Annotated in this window: 15 protein-coding genes, 1 tRNA gene and 1 other RNA gene; 10 read left to right on the top strand and 7 right to left on the bottom strand. The window is 65.8% G+C overall.

The annotated features are described in order from the left end of the window. Positions 1 to 13 precede the first annotated feature (13 nt). Positions 14 to 98, bottom strand: a tRNA-Ser gene (locus tag ACP7AX_RS13720). A gap of 310 nt (positions 99 to 408) precedes the next feature. Between ACP7AX_RS13720 and ACP7AX_RS13715 the strand changes: the two genes are divergently transcribed. From ACP7AX_RS13715 to ACP7AX_RS13695, 5 genes are all read left to right on the top strand, one after another. Then, a complete protein-coding gene (locus ACP7AX_RS13715; RefSeq protein WP_426227021.1) occupies positions 409 to 732 on the top strand; it encodes a hypothetical protein in 324 nt (107 codons plus the stop codon). 59 nt (positions 733 to 791) lie between these two features. Further along, positions 792 to 888: signal recognition particle sRNA small type (gene ffs, locus ACP7AX_RS13710), an RNA gene on the top strand. A gap of 77 nt (positions 889 to 965) precedes the next feature. Next, the gene (locus tag ACP7AX_RS13705; RefSeq protein ID WP_426227019.1) at positions 966 to 4,514 is read left to right on the top strand and encodes a DNA polymerase III subunit gamma and tau; all 3,549 of its coding nucleotides are present in this window, start codon (positions 966 to 968) and stop codon (positions 4,512 to 4,514) included. Positions 4,515 to 4,592: 78 nt separating this feature from the next. Then, positions 4,593 to 5,192 carry a recombination mediator RecR gene (gene recR, locus ACP7AX_RS13700; RefSeq protein WP_131684575.1) on the top strand — a complete coding sequence of 200 codons (600 nt, stop codon included), beginning with the start codon at positions 4,593 to 4,595 and terminating at the stop codon, positions 5,190 to 5,192. Between the two features lie 24 nt (positions 5,193 to 5,216). Beyond that, positions 5,217 to 5,813 carry a GNAT family N-acetyltransferase gene (locus ACP7AX_RS13695; RefSeq protein WP_426227016.1) on the top strand — a complete coding sequence of 199 codons (597 nt, stop codon included), beginning with the start codon at positions 5,217 to 5,219 and terminating at the stop codon, positions 5,811 to 5,813. 13 nt (positions 5,814 to 5,826) lie between these two features. Here the strand turns inward: ACP7AX_RS13695 and ACP7AX_RS13690 are convergent, their stop codons facing one another. Both ACP7AX_RS13690 and ACP7AX_RS13685 read right to left on the bottom strand, forming a co-directional pair. Beyond that, positions 5,827 to 6,984 (bottom strand): ABC transporter permease subunit, encoded by a 1,158-nt coding sequence (locus tag ACP7AX_RS13690; RefSeq protein WP_131684577.1) that lies wholly within the window; start codon positions 6,982 to 6,984, stop codon positions 5,827 to 5,829. Beyond that, the gene (locus ACP7AX_RS13685; protein WP_426227013.1) at positions 6,981 to 7,952 is read right to left on the bottom strand and encodes an ABC transporter ATP-binding protein; all 972 of its coding nucleotides are present in this window, start codon (positions 7,950 to 7,952) and stop codon (positions 6,981 to 6,983) included. Before ACP7AX_RS13685 ends, ACP7AX_RS13690 begins: the two co-directional genes overlap by 4 nt. Before the next feature lie 216 nt (positions 7,953 to 8,168). Here ACP7AX_RS13685 and ACP7AX_RS13680 point away from each other — a divergent pair, with 216 nt between their 5' ends. Further along, on the top strand, positions 8,169 to 9,521 hold the full coding sequence (locus tag ACP7AX_RS13680) for an aspartate kinase (protein ID WP_426227011.1): 1,353 nt from the start codon (positions 8,169 to 8,171) through the stop codon (positions 9,519 to 9,521). 103 nt (positions 9,522 to 9,624) lie between these two features. On the opposite strand, the gene ACP7AX_RS13675 is transcribed toward ACP7AX_RS13680, so the two are convergent. Continuing rightward, a complete protein-coding gene (locus tag ACP7AX_RS13675; protein ID WP_426227009.1) occupies positions 9,625 to 9,834 on the bottom strand; it encodes a hypothetical protein in 210 nt (69 codons plus the stop codon). Between the two features lie 128 nt (positions 9,835 to 9,962). Beyond that, positions 9,963 to 10,205 (bottom strand): hypothetical protein, encoded by a 243-nt coding sequence (locus tag ACP7AX_RS13670; protein ID WP_426227008.1) that lies wholly within the window; start codon positions 10,203 to 10,205, stop codon positions 9,963 to 9,965. Positions 10,206 to 10,285: 80 nt separating this feature from the next. Here ACP7AX_RS13670 and ACP7AX_RS13665 point away from each other — a divergent pair, with 80 nt between their 5' ends. The 4 genes from ACP7AX_RS13665 to ACP7AX_RS13650 are packed head-to-tail and all read left to right on the top strand — an operon-like array spanning position 10,286 to position 12,764. Further along, on the top strand, positions 10,286 to 10,831 hold the full coding sequence (locus ACP7AX_RS13665) for a MarR family winged helix-turn-helix transcriptional regulator (protein ID WP_426227006.1): 546 nt from the start codon (positions 10,286 to 10,288) through the stop codon (positions 10,829 to 10,831). A 40-nt stretch (positions 10,832 to 10,871) separates the two neighbouring features. Then, a complete protein-coding gene (locus ACP7AX_RS13660) occupies positions 10,872 to 11,456 on the top strand; it encodes a serine protease inhibitor (protein ID WP_426227004.1) in 585 nt (194 codons plus the stop codon). Further along, the gene (locus tag ACP7AX_RS13655) at positions 11,434 to 12,366 is read left to right on the top strand and encodes a 3-methyladenine DNA glycosylase (RefSeq protein WP_426227002.1); all 933 of its coding nucleotides are present in this window, start codon (positions 11,434 to 11,436) and stop codon (positions 12,364 to 12,366) included. The genes ACP7AX_RS13660 and ACP7AX_RS13655 overlap by 23 nt, the downstream gene beginning before the upstream one ends. A gap of 5 nt (positions 12,367 to 12,371) precedes the next feature. Then, positions 12,372 to 12,764 carry a serine protease inhibitor gene (locus tag ACP7AX_RS13650; protein WP_426227066.1) on the top strand — a complete coding sequence of 131 codons (393 nt, stop codon included), beginning with the start codon at positions 12,372 to 12,374 and terminating at the stop codon, positions 12,762 to 12,764. 78 nt (positions 12,765 to 12,842) lie between these two features. Here ACP7AX_RS13650 and ACP7AX_RS13645 read toward each other — a convergent pair whose 3' ends face one another. Both ACP7AX_RS13645 and ACP7AX_RS13640 read right to left on the bottom strand, forming a co-directional pair. Further along, entirely contained in the window at positions 12,843 to 15,950 is a 3,108-nt protein-coding gene (locus ACP7AX_RS13645) for a S8 family serine peptidase (RefSeq protein ID WP_426227064.1), read from the bottom strand. Positions 15,951 to 16,369: 419 nt separating this feature from the next. Then, positions 16,370 to 16,567, bottom strand: a complete 198-nt coding sequence (locus ACP7AX_RS13640) for a hypothetical protein (RefSeq protein WP_131684584.1) — start codon at positions 16,565 to 16,567, stop codon at positions 16,370 to 16,372. Positions 16,568 to 16,678 lie beyond the last annotated feature (111 nt).

Below are 16,678 nucleotides of genomic sequence, written 5' to 3'. Positions count from 1 at the left end.
GGGATTGATTGCGCGGAGAATGGGGGATTTGAACCCCCGAGGGCGTTAACCCAACACGCGTTCCAGGCGTGCGCCATAGGCCGCTAGGCGAATTCTCCAGCTGCTTCTGAATCAAAAGCAGACACTAGACTACCTGAACTTTTCGGCTTCGCCCAATTGACGCCCCGCGCCCTGCCGCCACAGCGGGCTGAGGAAACGGCTCTGCGCGTTAACGCCAAAATGGACGCCCCCAACGCGCCCATTCCACCGGTACCCGTTGAGCTGCCGGGTCCGGCCTTCGCGCCAGGCCCCGCAGCTCACAATCTTGAGATTGCCCCAATCGGTGTACATACCCATGATCAGGCCTGCCCGCCTGATTAGCAATGAAAAGTGGGTGTTGACACCCGCAGTTACTGGCACCATGAAGCAATGACGCGCCTGAACGCCCTGGTGATTTACGTCCCGGCCACCCACACCGACCTGCTGCTCGCAGCAATCGGCGATGCTGGAGCAGGCCGGCTCGGCAACTACTCGCACTGCTCCTTCGTCACCTCCGGGACCGGCCACTTCACGCCGCACGCCGGGGCAACGCCTTTTATTGGCGGGGAAGGGCGTGCCGCCACCGTGGTGGAGGACAGGATCGAATGCGTTGTGGAGGAAGGGTTGCTCGACGCCGTTGTGCTGGCCCTGCGCGCCGCCCACCCGTACGAGGAACCCGCTTTTATGAGCTGGCCGGTGGACGGCTGGCGCTAACCTCCCAGGGGGCCGGCCGGTGACGTCCGGACCATTCCGAATCTTCGGGTAAACTTGTCTGCGGCCCCTCATGTGGCGTCATCCTGTTGAACTCCCCCAGGACCGGAAGGTAGCAAGGGTAAACGGGCTCTGGCGGGTGCATGGGGGGTCTTTACTCTTCCCCCACAAGGTGACCACAGGGCCACCGCCGGCGAGGGATCCTGATTGTCGGCCCCGATTGGTAGGGTTTTCTCGTGACTGTTACTACCACCGCCCTTTACCGCAGGTACCGTCCGGACTCCTTCGCTGACGTTATCGGGCAGGAACATGTCACAGAGCCGCTGATGACGGCCCTGCGCAAAAACCGCGTCAACCACGCCTACCTTTTCTCCGGCCCGCGCGGCTGCGGAAAGACAACCTCGGCACGAATTCTGGCCCGCTGCCTTAACTGTGCACAGGGCCCCACGGACACCCCCTGCGGAACCTGCCCCAGCTGCGTTGAACTTGCCCGCGGCGGTTCCGGCTCGCTGGACGTCATCGAGATCGACGCCGCCAGTCACGGTGGCGTGGACGACGCCCGGGATCTCCGCGAGCGCGCAACCTACGCCCCGGTGCGGGACCGCTACAAGATCTTCATCATTGACGAGGCCCACATGGTCACGTCTGCCGGCTTCAACGCCCTCCTGAAGATCGTTGAAGAGCCGCCGGAGCACATCAAGTTCATCTTCGCCACCACGGAGCCGGACAAAGTCATCGGCACCATCCGTTCCAGGACCCACCATTACCCGTTCCGGCTGGTACCGCCGGAACCGCTGATGGCGTACCTCGAACTGCTCTGTAACCAGGAGAACGTTCCGGTTGCCCCCGGCGTGCTCTCGCTGGTGGTCCGGGCCGGCGGCGGTTCCGTGCGCGATTCCCTGTCAGTGCTGGACCAGCTGATGGCCGGCGCCGGGCCCAGCGGCCTGGATTACGAGCTGGCCGTAGCCCTCCTCGGCTACACCCACGCCTCGCTGCTTGACGACGTCGTGGAGGCCATTGCCGCTTCCGACGCCGCAACGGTGTTCCGGGCTGTGGACCGCGTCATTCAGACCGGCCACGATCCCCGGCGGTTTGTTGAGGACCTGCTGGAACGCTTCCGCGACCTGATCGTTGTCCAGGCCATGCCTGAAAGTGCGCAGGTCATCTTGCGCGGCATGCCCGCGGACCAGATCGCCCGGCTCCAGAACCAGGCGCACAACCTGGGCGCCGCAGAACTCTCACGGGCCGCTGATGTGACCAACACGGCGCTGACCGAGATGACCGGTGCCACGTCGCCGCGCCTTCATCTCGAGCTCCTCTGCGCCCGCATCCTGCTGCCCAGCTCAGAACAGACCGAACGCGGCATTGCAGCCCGCATTGACCGGGTGGAGCGGCGCCTGAATTACGCCGGGAACGACGCCGGCGCTTCCGTCCCGGCGCGGGCCGCCGGTCCTGCTGCGCCCGCGGAGGCCCCGCCGCGTCACACCGTGCCCGCAGAGGCCCCGCCGCGTCACACCGTGCCCGCTGAGGCCCCGCCGCGTCACACCGTGCCCGCTGAGGCCGTTCAGGGTGACGTGGTCCATCGTGATGCGGCGCAGGGCGCGCCTTCACCAATCGACGCACCCATCCCAGCAACTCCGGCTGCGGCACAGCCCACCTCGCCGGTTCCGGCCGGTGCGGCCACCGCTGCCGGCGCCCCTGCCGCCCCGCAGGCTGCCTCCCCGAGCGAGTCCCGCCCCACGCTGACTGCGCCCAGGGTCAGCACCAGCGACTGGCCCGTCGAGGAGTCCGGAAGCGGCCGCCCGGCTTCTGCCGCACCTAGTCCGGTCCGTCCCGCTGATCGCGACCAGCGACCCGCTGCCGGGACCATGCCTGCCGCTCCCCCGGCAACCAAACATGTACCGGCTGCGAGTCTTTCCCCTGCCGCGCCGCCTGCCGCGGCGACACCCGCAGCAGGACCCCAGACCGCTGGCAATCAGCCAACGGGCATCCAGGCCCCTGCTCCGGCGGCAGCAGCAGCCCCCGCCACTGCCGGGCCTGCGGCGAGCGGCGACGTCGAAATCATGCGCCGCGCCTGGCCAGAGGTCCTGCAGACACTGTCCAAGATCAAGCGCAGCACATGGGCACTGGTGGAGCCCAATGCCCAGGTCGGCGCTTTTGACGGCCAGGTCCTCACTCTCGCGTTCACCACCACAGGGTTGGCCGGAGCATTCGGCCGTGCCGATCATTCTGAGAACCTGCGGCAGGCAATCCACAAAACCGTGGGCATCGACTGCCAGATCACCGCCGTGGCCGGCGGCACCAGCAGCCCAGCGAGCTCTGAGCCAAACCCAAAAGCGCCCGCTAACCCCGAAACTCCGGCCAGTTCCGCGGACGTAGCCTGGGGCCTGGCCCCCGCAGGCGCGGCACCAGTACCGGCCGCAACAGCTCCGCAGGCACCTTCAGTTCCCACGATTGACCCCGTTCCGGTATCTTCCGCTCCGGCTGCGCCCCCCGCTCCGGAATCTCCCGTTCCGACGGTTAATCCAGCCCCGGCGCCTGCCATTGCGGCTGTTCCCCCCGCTCCGGCACCTGCCGATGCAACAAAGCAACCCGCTGCCGCCCCGGAGTCCTTGGAGTCCCAGACGGAAGCGTCCGCCCAGAATGCCGCCCCACTGGCTGTGGCCCTGGGTACCGATCAACCGGTGGCATCGGCACCCGGTCCGCAGGAGCAGCAGTCGCAGGCGGAGTCGTCCCCAACGCATCCGGCCGCGTCCCAACCGGCTGCATCCACTGATGGATCCTTTGCCTACTCGGACGACGATTGGGGTCCCCCGCGGGACGAAGATGCTCCCCCGCTGGACGAGGAACCTCCCATGGACTGGGACCCGTCCAGTGCTGCTGAACCCCAACGTTCCCCATCGAAGGTCGGGCCCTCGCAGGCGACTGCCCCCTCACAGGCCGGCAAAAAGGCGCCCCGAACCAGCCCACACTCCGCACCTGCTTCTGCTTCTGCTTCTGCTTCTGCTTCTGCTTCTGCTTCTGCTTCTGCTTTCACTTCCACTTCTACGGTGCCACCCGCCCAGGCTGACGCCGCCGCCGATCCGTGGGCGCGTGCCGTCGAGCAGGCGCCTGGCGTCTGGGTCATCGGCTCAGAGACCAACGTGGGCAAGAAACGGGAAGAGCCGCCCGCGGAAGACTTCACCCCCGCCCCGGCGCCCAGCTACGAGCCCGCAACTGCCCAGGTCCCGCAGCCCTCCCGGGTAACCGGCCTGTCCGAAGCCGATGCCAGCTGGGGCCTGCTTCCCAGTGAAGCCGGCCTACCAGCCGAACAAGCGGCCGGGCAGGCAACTGAATACGTCACAGCCAACCCTGCATGGTCAGTGCCCGGCGGCGGCGCAGCAGCGAGCAACGGCCAAGACACCCTTGCAGCGCAGCCACCGTCGCATGGGGGTGGAGAAAGCCCCGCGCAGGAGCCGGAGCCTGCAGAAGTCCGCGAGTACGCCATGGCCTCGGCTGTGGCTCCTTCGGCACCCCTTCATCCTGCCCCGGCTGCAAATGCCTCAGCGGCAGCCGCAAGGCAAAGCCTGTACCAGCGGCTGTCCAACAGCCCTGAAGCGGAGGCCGGACGCGCCAAGGCTCCGGCCCGGGCCGTCGCTGCACTGGTGCAGGACATCCCCAGCGCGGACGACGAAACCATCGAAGAGTCCGGTGTGTTCGGACGCGCCGCCGTCGAGCGTATTCTGGGCGGAAAGCTGATCGAGGAGCGGTCCCCGGACGGCAGCCCCCTTCCTCCCCGGTTCTAGGCCGGCAGCTCCGCTGCACACCGGTACAGCGGAGTCCACAGCGTCATCCATCTCCAAGCCAACCCAAAAGAGGAAAACGTGTACGAAGGTGCAGTCCAGGAGCTGATCGACGAGCTCGGACGCCTTCCGGGTGTCGGTCCCAAGTCCGCCCAACGGCTGGCCTTCCATATCCTCGAAGCAGACCCGCAGGACATGAAACGCCTCGTGGAGGCGATCACCACCGTGAAAGAGCGCGTGAAGTTCTGCACGGCCTGCGGAAACGTCACAGAGCAGGAGCTGTGCAACATTTGCCGCGACCCACGGCGGGACCCCTCAGTCATCTGCGTGGTGGAGGAGTCCAAGGACGTCCTGGCTGTGGAGCGCACCCGTTCGTTCAGGGGCCGGTACCACGTGCTCGGCGGGGCGATCAACCCCATCGCCGGGGTGGGACCCGAGCAGCTCCGGATCCGGGAGCTCCTGACCAGGCTGAACGACGGCGCCATCCAGGAAGTCATCATCGCAACCGACCCCAACCTTGAGGGCGAGGCGACGGCCACCTATCTTGCGCGGATGCTGAAGTCCATCGGAATTGTGGTTACCCGCCTCGCATCCGGGTTGCCAGTGGGAGGAGACCTTGAGTACGCAGACGAGGTCACCCTGGGCCGCGCCTTCGAGGGCCGCCGGAACGCGCTCACGTAACTATCGGGAGGACGTGATTAGGGCGTGATCTTGGACGGGACCGGACCGCTGGTCACCGCACGGCTGGCACTGCGGCTGATCCGTGGTTCGGACGCGGCTGCCATCCACCGGTTCCGCGGCAACTCCGCAGCCACCACCTACCTCTCCCACGGCCCCCTCACGGAGGAGGAAAACCGCGAACGGTTGGCAGCGGCACTGGCATTGAGCGAGGCGTCCACTCCCCCATGGTTTAACCACAGCTGGGCTATCGTCCTGCGGGAGTCCGGGGAAGTGGTGGGCGATGCCCGGACCTGGAACACCGCAGAGCTCTCCCCTGCCGGCGTGCTGGCCCCCGGCAGGCATCCCGCCCACCACGCCGCGTTGGCCTACGTCCTGCACCCCGATCACCAGCACCAGGGGTACGGCCGCGAGGCAGCAGCGGCCCTGGTGGACTGGCTCTTCACAGGCTCAGGCATCAGTGCGATAGTGGCAGGCGTCTACGAACCGAACACGCCGTCCATCAGGCTCCTCCGGAGCCTCGGGTTCCGGAAGGACACGGCCCTGACCGATCAGCCGGCCGGCGGCAAAGGCTTCCCGCTGCTGATGTTCAGGCTGGACCGGCCGGATAGGCCACCAGGCTGACTCGCCTGCGGCGCTAGGCGATGCGGGTTCCCCGGGCCAGCCTGTGCGCCGGTGTGCGCAGGGAACGCCATCCGAGCCACAGCAGCAAGCCAGCCAGGAGCAACTGCAGCCCCAGTCCCAGCGGCCACAATGGAGTTTCCTGCGCCAGGTAACGCGGCTTCGCCTCACCATTCGCGCACGGGTAGGTGCCTTCGGGACCGGCCATGGCATAGCGCGCAGCCTGGCTGATCGATTCGATGGCCCCCTGGGGCGATCCGAAGTTAGTGGTGGCCCGGACCGGGTACGGGATGGCGTCGGCTACCACCACGTACGGGTTCATGGACAGCATCCACGCCACCCTCTCGGTATGCACGGCAGGCTGCGCCACCAACGGACCGGAGCAGGTGAATTCAGGCTCCCGGGTTGTTGAGGAAACTTCCCCCTCCTGGGGCATCCGCTCGAGGGCAGAGTAGCCGCGGTACTGCGCCTGGTTCGCCATGATGGTGCCCTGCGAGAGTCCGGTGCCGAGCCCGAAGGAAATCAGGGAGCCGAATACCAGCCCGGCCACGGCGAGATACGTCACCACAATGGAGAACAGCGGCCTGCCGGCGAGGGCGGAAATGCCGACGCCGATGGCGCACACCACTCCGACCTCAACGGCGAGCATCAGCAGGGCAACCAGAACATGGCCGGGAGTCATGCCGCCCAAGGCCACCCCGATCACCAGGAACGGCGTGCTGGCGACGAGGAACGCCAGCGCCGCGAACCAGGCCGCCAGGAACTTGCCCCAGAGGATCTGGCCGGGACGGAGCAGTGTCACCTGCAGGATGGCCAGCGTGCCGCCGGCACGGTCGCCGTTAACCGCGTTGGCGGACAGTGCAGGGGCCACCAGGAGCGCGAAGAGGAGCACAAAAGCCAGGACCACTTCGAAGATCATGGATCCCGGGCCGGCCGTCTCGGCCGGATTGAAACCGCCATAGGTCCGCTGGGTTTCGCGCTGGGCATTCCAGCCGGCCCACGTCAGCCAGGTCACCAGGCCGGTCAAAATAAACCAGATCGCCAGCATGATGTACCAGCCGCGGGACCGGAGCCGCTGCTTGAGCTCAAGGACCACCACGTCGCGGATACCCGCGAAATAGCCGCCTGCCCGGCCATGGGCCGGCGGCTTCATCGTCACTGTCGGCTGGCTCATCGCCGCTCCCCCTCAAGATTCATGTACGTCTCTTCCAAGGCACCCGAGGCGGGTGCGAAAGAGGTGACCACCACGCCGGCGAGCACCAGGTCGCGCAGCAGGCGGGCGGCGGCGTCGTCGTTCAGCAGCAGCAGGCTGATGGCAGGCCGCCGGCCGTCCTCAACCCGGAAGGTGAGTCCCAGATCCGTGAGCTTGGCGGCGAGTGCCGCGGCGTCCGCGGCCGTGATGGCGTAGCGGCGGCCCGCAGCCGCGGCCTCCTCCGTGGTCTGGTGCCGGACGGTCCGTCCCCGGTTGACGAAGACGGCGGCGTCGGCAATTTCGTCAAGCTCGCTCAGCACGTGGGAAGAGACAACAATCGCTTTCCCTTCCGCGGCCAGCTGGCGCAACATCACCCGCAGCTCCACCCGCGATCCGGGGTCAAGTCCGGACGCGGGCTCGTCGAGGAGCAGGACGGAGGGATCGTGGATCAGGGCGCGGGCCAGGCTGAGCCGCTGCTGCTGTCCCCTGGACAGGACACGGGCCGGCTGGTCGGCGAGGTCGGTCAAGCGGACCCGGTCCAGCATTTCGGCGACCCGCTGCGTGATTCCGTCCTTGGGCAGCTGGTAGAAACGCGCCATCTGGGTGAGGATCTCGCGGGCCGTCAGCGATTCCCAGACACCCAGGGTGTCAGGCATCCAACCGATCCTGCTCCGCACCTGGGCACGGTGGTGCTGCGGATCAAGCCCAGCCACGGTGATGGTGCCGGAATCGGGCGCCAGCAGTGAGGCCAGCATCAGCAGCAGTGTCGTTTTGCCGGCGCCGTTGGGGCCGATAAGGGCCGTGACTTTTCCGGCCGGCGCATGGAAATCCATGAGTTCGACGGCGTGGACCTGCCCGAAGCTCCGGCTGACCGCGGTGGCGGTGATGCCGCCATCCTCGCGCTGTTCCGGTTCCGCCGGCACGTCCATCTCGTCCTGATTTGCAGTCATACTCCGAGCACCTGTCCCCCCACCGTGGCATGCATACTGACTATCTGAGCGTAGTCCCGCTATGTGACCCGCGGGGCGGGCACACGGCTGAGATTCGGTCACAATTCAACGCCCCGCTGCCTGCGGCGATAAACTGGACTGAAAGTCACGCCGTCGCGCCCTCAAGGGCTGTGCCTGGCATCCCGAACTCCGATTGAATCCAGTGAAGGTACGCGCATGAGTACGCCCACTACCGAAGTGCACGCAGCAACGCAGCCGCAGGAACCGCCCCGCGGCGTTACCAAACAGCTGATCGTGCAGAAGTTCGGCGGTTCCTCCGTGTCTGACGCCGACGGCATCAAGCGCGTCGCAAAGCGCGTGGTGGATGCGCAGCGGGCCGGCAACGAAGTGGTGGTGGTGGTCTCCGCCATGGGTGACACCACCGACGAGCTGCTGGACCTCGCCGCCCAGGTGACGGACTCCGCGCCCGCCCGCGAGATGGACATGCTGCTCTCCGCCGGCGAACGCATCTCGATGGCCCTGCTGGCCATGGCCATCAACAAGTTCGGCGCCTCGGCCCAGTCCTTCACGGGCTCCCAGGCCGGCATGATCACCGATGGCATCCACGGCAAGGCCAGGATCATCGACGTCGATCCCCACCGCATCCGTACCTCGCTGGACAAGGGCCACATCGCCATCGTCGCCGGCTTCCAGGGCATGAGCCGGACCACCCACGAAATCACCACGCTCGGCCGCGGCGGCTCGGACACCACCGCCGTCGCCCTGGCGGCAGCCCTCGACGCCGATGTCTGCGAGATCTACACCGACGTCGACGGCATTTACACCGCGGACCCTCGGGTGGTCCCGTCCGCCCAGAAGATTGACACCATCTCCAGCGAGGAAATGCTGGAACTCGCCGCCTCGGGCGCAAAAATCCTGCACCTGCGCTGCGTCGAGTACGCGCGCCGGTTCGGCGTTCCGCTGCACGTCCGGTCCTCATTCAGCCAGAACGAAGGCACCTGGGTCATTCCCAGCGCCGACGACAAGATCACCACTCAAGAGGGAGTTGCCTTGGAGCAGCCAATCATCTCCGGCGTTGCACACGACCGTTCCGAAGCCAAGGTCACCGTGGTGGGCGTTCCGGACATCCCCGGCAAGGCCGCCGCCATTTTCCAGGTCATCGCGGACGCCCACTCCAACATCGACATGATCGTGCAGAACGTCTCCACGCACGGCACCGGCCGGACTGACATTTCCTTCACGCTGCCCATCGTGGAAGGCGCCGACGCCCTGGCCGCCCTGAAGGCAGCGCAGGAAGAAATCGGCTTCGAGAACATCGAATACAACGAACAGATCGGCAAGCTGTCACTGATCGGCGCCGGAATGCGTTCGCACCCCGGCGTTTCGGCAACCTTCTTCAAGGCCCTGTCCAACGCCGGAATCAACATCAACATGATCTCGACCTCGGAAATCCGCATCTCCGTGGTGACCCACGCCAACCTGCTCGACGACGCCGTCCGCGCCATTCACAACGCATTCGATCTCGACAGCGAGAACGAGGCAACGGTCTACGGCGGAACGGGCCGCTAAACGCACCTCTGCCACACGCGCTACAGCAACGCGGGGTCATTTCCTTGCCCGATAACCTTGGGTTGTCAGGCAGAAAATGACCCCGCGTTGCTTCTGTTTCAGGTCATTTGCCGAGCTCTTCGCGGCGGACTGCGTAGTGGTGGCCTTCTGAGTCAGTTTCCACGACGAAGTGGGAAAGTTCTTCCTCTGAGGCCTGCTCAAACTCGTCGTGCTTGTGTACCACCGGAGCTTCTGTGTCCAGGCGCGTTGCCGGCCCGAAGACGAAACGCAGCCTCTCAGTGACGTTCATGAAACCGCTGAGTGCATGTGCCATATTTCCACCCCCTTCCCGCATCCCGGGCGAAAAGAGCCTCCAGCCTTAACTGGAGCCAGTGCCCTTATTTTACGCCCGGGGACGCGAAACCGCCCCCGCGGGTTAGCAGGATAAAGGGGTTGTGGGACTCAGCGGAGGGACTGGTCTTCGGGGTTCTTCGGCACCACGTAGGTACTGCCGTCGGGGCGGCGCAGGGTTTCCCACTGCTGGGTTTCGACTTCGCGCTGGGCAAGCAGTCGCTTGTTCTCCTCGGTCATGTCATGCACCAGCGAGCTGCGGTTGGCCGGGCCGAAGATGGCCCGCAACTTTCCCGTTGCGCGCATGAACCGCTGCGACGCGTTTTCGCGCCCTGCTGCGCTGTCCTTACCCATGAAAGCGACCCTTCGATAGAACGGATTCCTGACACCAGTGTACGCTAACAATTAGTGCACTAATTATTTGGAGGACTGTGATGACCGCCATCGCCGGCGCTGCCGAGCAGCAGGACAACGACCTCCTGCTGGAGCAGCAGCTCTGTTTTGCCCTGACTGTGGCCTCCCGGAGCGTGGTGGGCGCCTACAAACCGGTGCTGGACAGGTTGGGACTGACCCACCCGCAATATTTGGTGATGCTGTGCCTCTGGGAAACGGCGCCGCGCACCCTGCGCAGCATCAGTGACGCCCTGGCCCAGGCACCTGCCACCATCTCCCCCCTGCTCCGGCGGCTTGAGGAAGCAGGATTCATCACCCGCCAGCGAGTGGACGGAAACGAACGCGCCCTGGCAGTGGGCCTGACCCCCGCCGGCGCCGCGTTGCGCCAGCAGGCCCTCGCGGTCCCGGGCACCATGATGGAGCGCCTGGGACTGACCCGGGACCAGGTCAGCCAGCTGCACAAATCCATGATGGGGCTCATTGCCGCCACCGCCGCCGGCGGGCAAGCGGACGGGCAGGCGGGCGGGCAAGCCGGCGGGCAAGAAGGCGGGGCAGCAGGCAGCAGGCACCCCGGTGTCCGGTCCTGACAGCCCAACGGCGTAAAATGGCAGCAACCTAGGAGGGTTCATGCGCTTGCCGACACTCAGGCTGCGAACACTACGCCCGTTGCTGGCGGTCCTGGCCGTGGCCGGGCTGGCTGCCTGCACAGCGGGTCCCGACGGCACCGCCACACCGTCCGCCAGCCCCACCACGAGCTCGCCGGTGAGCACCGCCCCAAGCGGCACCGATTCGCCCTCCCCTGACACTGAGACGTCCGTTCCGGCACCCTCGCCGTCGGCCCCGCCGGCGCCTTCCGCCGGACCAGGGGCCGGGAATGCCGAACTCTCGATCATGGTCAAGCCCTCCCCTGAAGAACCGGATCTGAACTACACCCTGGTCTGCCGCGATGGCCTGCCCACCGCTGAGAGCCAGCACCCCAATCCGGAAGCTGCGTGCGCGGCCCTCAAGAACAACGCCGCCCTCCTCAGCCCGGGCACCATGAGTACTGCACAGGCCTGCACCGAGCAGTACGGCGGGCCGCAGCAGGCTACTGTCACCGGGATCGTGGACGAAACCCCCGTGGATGCCGCCTTCGCCCGGACCAACGGCTGCGAAATCGGCGCCTGGAACGCAGCCGAGGACGTTCTGGGTGCCACCGGTGGAGCAGCTTAGCCTGCTGACGGCCGGTGCCTGGCAGGAGCGCGAAGACTCGCACGCCCAACGCGTCCGCCGTTACGCCGATCCCTACCTCGCCCGCCGTTCAGCGGGCCGGAAGCACCCGGTCGAGGACTTTCTCTTCACTTACTACACCCAAAAACCCGGCCAGCTGCTGCGCTGGCACCCTGGCGCCGGCGTCGTACTTTCCGGTGAGCGGGCTGTTGCCCGCAACGGCTGGAAGCATTACAGAACGCTCGACGACGGCGAACTCGCCTCACTCGGGCTGGCGGCGGGTAGCGGGGCGGTCACCTTTGACCGTGGAAAGTTCTTGGCCGACCGGCAGGAAGCAGTGACCTTTGCGGAGATCATCCTCCGCGGAACTGCGGCGCGGCCTGCCCAGTTCGGCTGCTTCGGGTTGCATGAATGGGCCATGGTCTACCGCCAGGACAAGTTCGATCTGCGCCACGAGTACCTGAAGCTGCGGCTGGGTTCGGCGGGAACCGATCGGGTGGTGGAGGACAACCGGATCAGGTGTTCGCATTTCGATGCCTTCCGTTTCTACACGCCGGACGCCACCGCGCTCAATGAGCTGGCACCCAGCCGCGAGAACCAGCGGCACATGGAACAGCCGGGGTGCCTGCACGCCAACATGGACCTCTATAAGTGGGCCTATAAGCTCCTGCCGGCGCTGCCCAGTGAACTGGTAATGGACTGTTTTGAGCTGTCCTGGCGGATCAGGGCCATGGACATGCAGGCGTCCCCGTACGATCTTGAGGAGTGGGGCTATCCTGCCATCAGGATTGAGACGGCCGACGGCAAGGCCGCCTACGTGGAGCATCAGCGCGCCTTCGCCGCTGAGGCTGCGGAACTCCGCGGCCGGCTGGCCGCCGCGTTGGCGCCGCTCACAATATCCGAAAGGCAGTGAATCACCTGGACTCCACCGATATCCACGCGCCAGATCCCCTTAACCTGACCATCAGGCTCAGGGAGGAACCGGACGCGGAAGAGTATGTTTTCCGGCTCGTTGCTGAGAATGGCCGAGCCAAGGAAGAATCCACGCTGCCGGACCCGGACGCCGCATTGGAAGCGGTGGAGCGGTTCGGCGAGGACATTTTCTTTCCCCAGCCAGGGCCGCCCAAACTGTGCACGCAGCAGTACGGCGGACCGCAGGTTGCCTTGGTCACCGGGACCTTCCACGGCCGGGAGGTCACTGCGACTTTCAAGAGGACCGATGGGTGCGAGATTGCCCGCTGGAAGGCCCTGGCCCCGCTCCTCGGCGGAGCCCGGGGAACCGGACGATCAACAGGCGGTTCCTGGACATGAAAACGTCCCGGCCAGCTCAGCTGACCGGGACGTTTCATGCTGCTTCTGTTGCGTAAAGGTAGTGCTACGCGTTGTGCACTACACGCCGGGGATCCCGTCGATGGTGGCCATGGCCGGGGCGCCGGCCGGAGCCGGGGCTGTTCCAGCGCCCACCTGGACGTTGACCCAGGTCCGGATGCCGTTTTCGCCCAGGCTAAGGCGGGACGCGTAAGCGCCCTCCGACAGTCCGGACCAGTTCAGGGTGGCTGCCGTGGCCGTTCCGTTCGGCGCCACAATCGGGTTCGGGTTGACCGTCAGGTTCCTGGCATCACCGGAGAACGAAACGGCTTGGATCGCCGCGTTGGCCGCCCCTCCACCGGGGGTGGAGTACAGGTTGGCCACGATGTAGTACGTTCCCGCCTTCGGTGACTCGAGTTCCAGGAACTCACTGGCTGCAGCGGTGGCAACCTGGGTGGCCACCTGGCCGCCCGTTCCGTTGGGGGCATAAACCACCATGTCCCAGTCGACGTCGTTCGTTTCTGCCTGCACGCCGAGGCGGGCGAAGGTGGCGCCTTCGGGAATCTTGACGGCCACGACGGCGTTGTGTGCGTCGTTCTTGGCCGCATAAGCGCCCGGAAGCTTGTTGATGCCGGTCTGGCTGACCGGTGCAAGCCCCTCCACGCTCACGCCGATGGGCTTGTCGGAGCCGGACACCAGGTCCATGGTTCCGGTGCCCGTACCTGTGGCGGAACTGAAGGAGAAGGACGGGGCGATCTGCGCGTCAACGGGCCGGATGGCTATCGGCGAGCTGACCGAGCGGGGGCCCTTCCAGGTCAGGGAGCCGGTAGTGAACTCGCCTACGGGTGCACTGACATTCCGGATGGTGAGGGTGACCTCGCGCGTCTGGCCTGCCTTGGAGAAGTTCAGCGACTTGGGCTCCACCTGGACGTTGAAGCCCGGCATGTTGACCTCGGGCCGGTACATTCCGGGGACCAGGGCGGTCAGCTGGCGCTTGACCTGGACTTCGCCCACCAGGCTGCCGAGGGCAATGGAGGGGAGGTTCAGGTCCTTGGCTGCGACCGTGCCGGCCTGCGGTGCGCCGGTTTCCACTCCCTGGCCGTTAAGGAAGCCCAGCCAGTCCTTGATGCCCGAGTTGTAGACCAGGCCGGGATCAAGCACCCGCAGCGAATCAATGTGGCCTGCCCCGCCGTCGAACGGGTTTGTATTGGGTGTTCCGTCTGCATTGAGCAGCGGGTAGGCGGTGGTCATCATGGCGGACTTGACCATGGCGGGGCTCCACTGCGGCTGCTTGCTGAGCACCAGCGCACCGAACCCGGCGATGTGGGGAGCTGCCATGGACGTGCCTGACATGAAGCCGAACTGCTCGCCGGCGTTTCCGATTGTTGATACGCCGGCCAGGACGTTGACGCCGGGCGCGGAAATGTCCGGCTTCAGCAGGTCACCACCGGAGGCCAGGCCGGGGCCCCTGGAGGAGAACCCGGCCACCTGGGGAGCAGGAGCCTGCGGATCTCCGGTGAGGTCGCCCTTGACGAGGCTGACGGTGAGCGCCGTGTTGGCGGCCAGCTTGGCCTTCAGTTCAGGTCCCTTGGGAGCGTTCACGTGGACTGTGGGGAGGACGTGGTTATCGGCGTCCTCGGAGCTGTTGGCAAGGTTGACCAGGATCATGCCAACGCCGCCCTTGTTCTGGACCTCGAGGCTCTTGGCCGTCCGGTCCACAACACCGCGGTCACAGACAACCACCTTGCCGGCAACCTTTGCCGGGTCCAGCGTGCCGGGGCCGCACAGGTTCGCGTTCGTGACGCCGGCAGCAGCGGCCGCAGCGGCAACCACTACGGGCGTGTCCGTAACTTCAGACTTCATGATTGAGGCGCCGCGGTACATGGTGCCGTCCGATACCTTGACAGTTCCCTGCAGGTCGCTGGGGAACGTGGAGGCAGCCACGGTGGTCAGCCACGGGGAAGCGTGGTTGACGGTGGACTCCGCCGGACCGGAGTTCCCGGCAGAGGCGGCCACGAAAACGCCGGCTGCAGCAGCGTTCAGGAAGGCCAGGGCCACTGGGTCGGTGGTGCTGTTCGTGTTACCGGAAATCGAGTAGTTCAGCACGTCAACGCCGTCCTTGATGGCGGTGTCGATTGCGTCGATGGAGGCGGAGGAGTAGCAGCCTCCTGTTGCCGGATCGTTGTCTTCCCAGCAGATCTTGTAGACGGAGACCTTTGCCGCAGGTGCCACACCGGAGCTCTTGCCGAAGCTCACGCCGTCGAGGACCTGTTCAATGTTGGCGTTGCCGGCAGCCGTGGTGGCCGTGTGGGTGCCGTGGCTTCCCACGTCCACCGGGGAGATGAGTTCCTCGGGTGCGCGGTTGGCGGCGGGAACGAACTGCAGGAAGGCATCGGCGAAGTACCTGGCGCTGATGACCTTTGAGTTGCACAGTGTTCCGTCGAACGCCGCCCCGGTGCCCTCGCCCTTCTCGCATTCGCCGATGAAGGTGGTGCCGTCGGCTTTGAGCATGGCGATCTTTCCGTCGCCGGTGCGGTACGGCACCCCCACCTGGGCCTTTCCGCTGAGGGGCTGGACCGGCTCGCCCTGCAGGAAGGGGTTGTCCGGGGCGTAGCCGGAATCGATCACACCCACCACAACACCCTTGCCGGCGTTGGCCTCACCGCCGAACTTTGTTGCCCACGCGCCTTCGGCTCCGGTGAGCTTCAGGAAATCGGTGGTGGTGTAGTCAGGGGCGTTTTCGACGTCGGGCGAAACCGTCAGGACCCGGGCGTCCTTGGACAGCTCGGAGGCCTGGGTTGCGCTCAGTTCGGCGGTAAAGCCGTTGAGGGCGGCAGTGAACTGCTTGGCCGGTGTCACGCCCTGTTCCGCGGCCACTTCACGCTGGACCTTACGCAGGTGGGCGTCGTAGGCCTGGTAGCTGGGACTGCCCGCATCGAGCTTCCGCCCGCTCTGTGGCTTGGTGGCCATCAGCCCGGGAGTTTCACCCTCGTAGGCCGCTGCAGCCTTGGCTGCGAGAACCACGATATAGCGGCCGTCCTTGTACTCTGTGGCAGCAGTGTTCTTTGCTGATATTGCCGTGTCCGGCCCGGCGGGCGCCGCGGTAGCGGGGCTCATCGCCAGCGAGGTGAGGAGCAGCGGGAGGCCAACGGCCAATGCCGTCGCCTTCCTTAGTCCCCCGCCCTGCATGGGGCGCTTTCCAGTTGATTTCACGAGCGACTACACCTTTCACGAGGAAACGGGCCGGCCACGTTGCCGGTATGAAGAAGCTGGAACGGCAAAACCGTATTACAGATCTTGTAATGCGATGAGACCAGCGAATTCAAACAGTACAGACTGATAGCTCAATATGACATAGGACACACAGCGTGTTTTGAGTCAGTCATACGCACTCCGAATAGTGTCAGGTGAGTACTCGCGCCCAGGAGGCGGGCAGATTGGAAACGGCCGGGGCCATCTCCTAATTCTAGGCGCTCACTGCGGAGGCCGGAGCGGGTGGCCCCGGCTGGGGCGTCCGCGTCTCTCCTGACTGATCGGGCACAAAAGGGCACAAAAAAGGGCACTCCCCTTGACGGGGGTGCCCTTAGTAAGCCTGTGTTCGGGTGGCCCTATTCGCGCGGAGCCTCGCGTGGCGTGCGGACAACCTCGCTGATCCATTGCCGGGTCTTTTCGTCGACGGGGCCGGCCACACGGTTTTCCCGGGCCGCCTTGTCCGCGAGGATTTTCTGGAAGACCATCCGGCCCAGCCCGGCAAAAACCGCCGCGGCGACGAACGGCAACAGCAGTGATTTCGATTTCTCAGCCATTCCGCCATCCTAGTGACGCGGCACCCGCAGTGCCAGAGCCACCGTCGTTCATCCCTCCTTGAAGCGGGCCCCCATCCTGATGACAGTGACGGCGCCCACCGAATACTGGGT

Source organism: Pseudarthrobacter sp. DSP2-3-2b1, from assembly GCF_049895945.1.
Classification (GTDB): domain Bacteria; phylum Actinomycetota; class Actinomycetes; order Actinomycetales; family Micrococcaceae; genus Arthrobacter.
The sequence above is the reverse complement of the archived record's forward strand: the minus strand, read 5'-3'. Positions and strand labels throughout refer to the sequence as shown.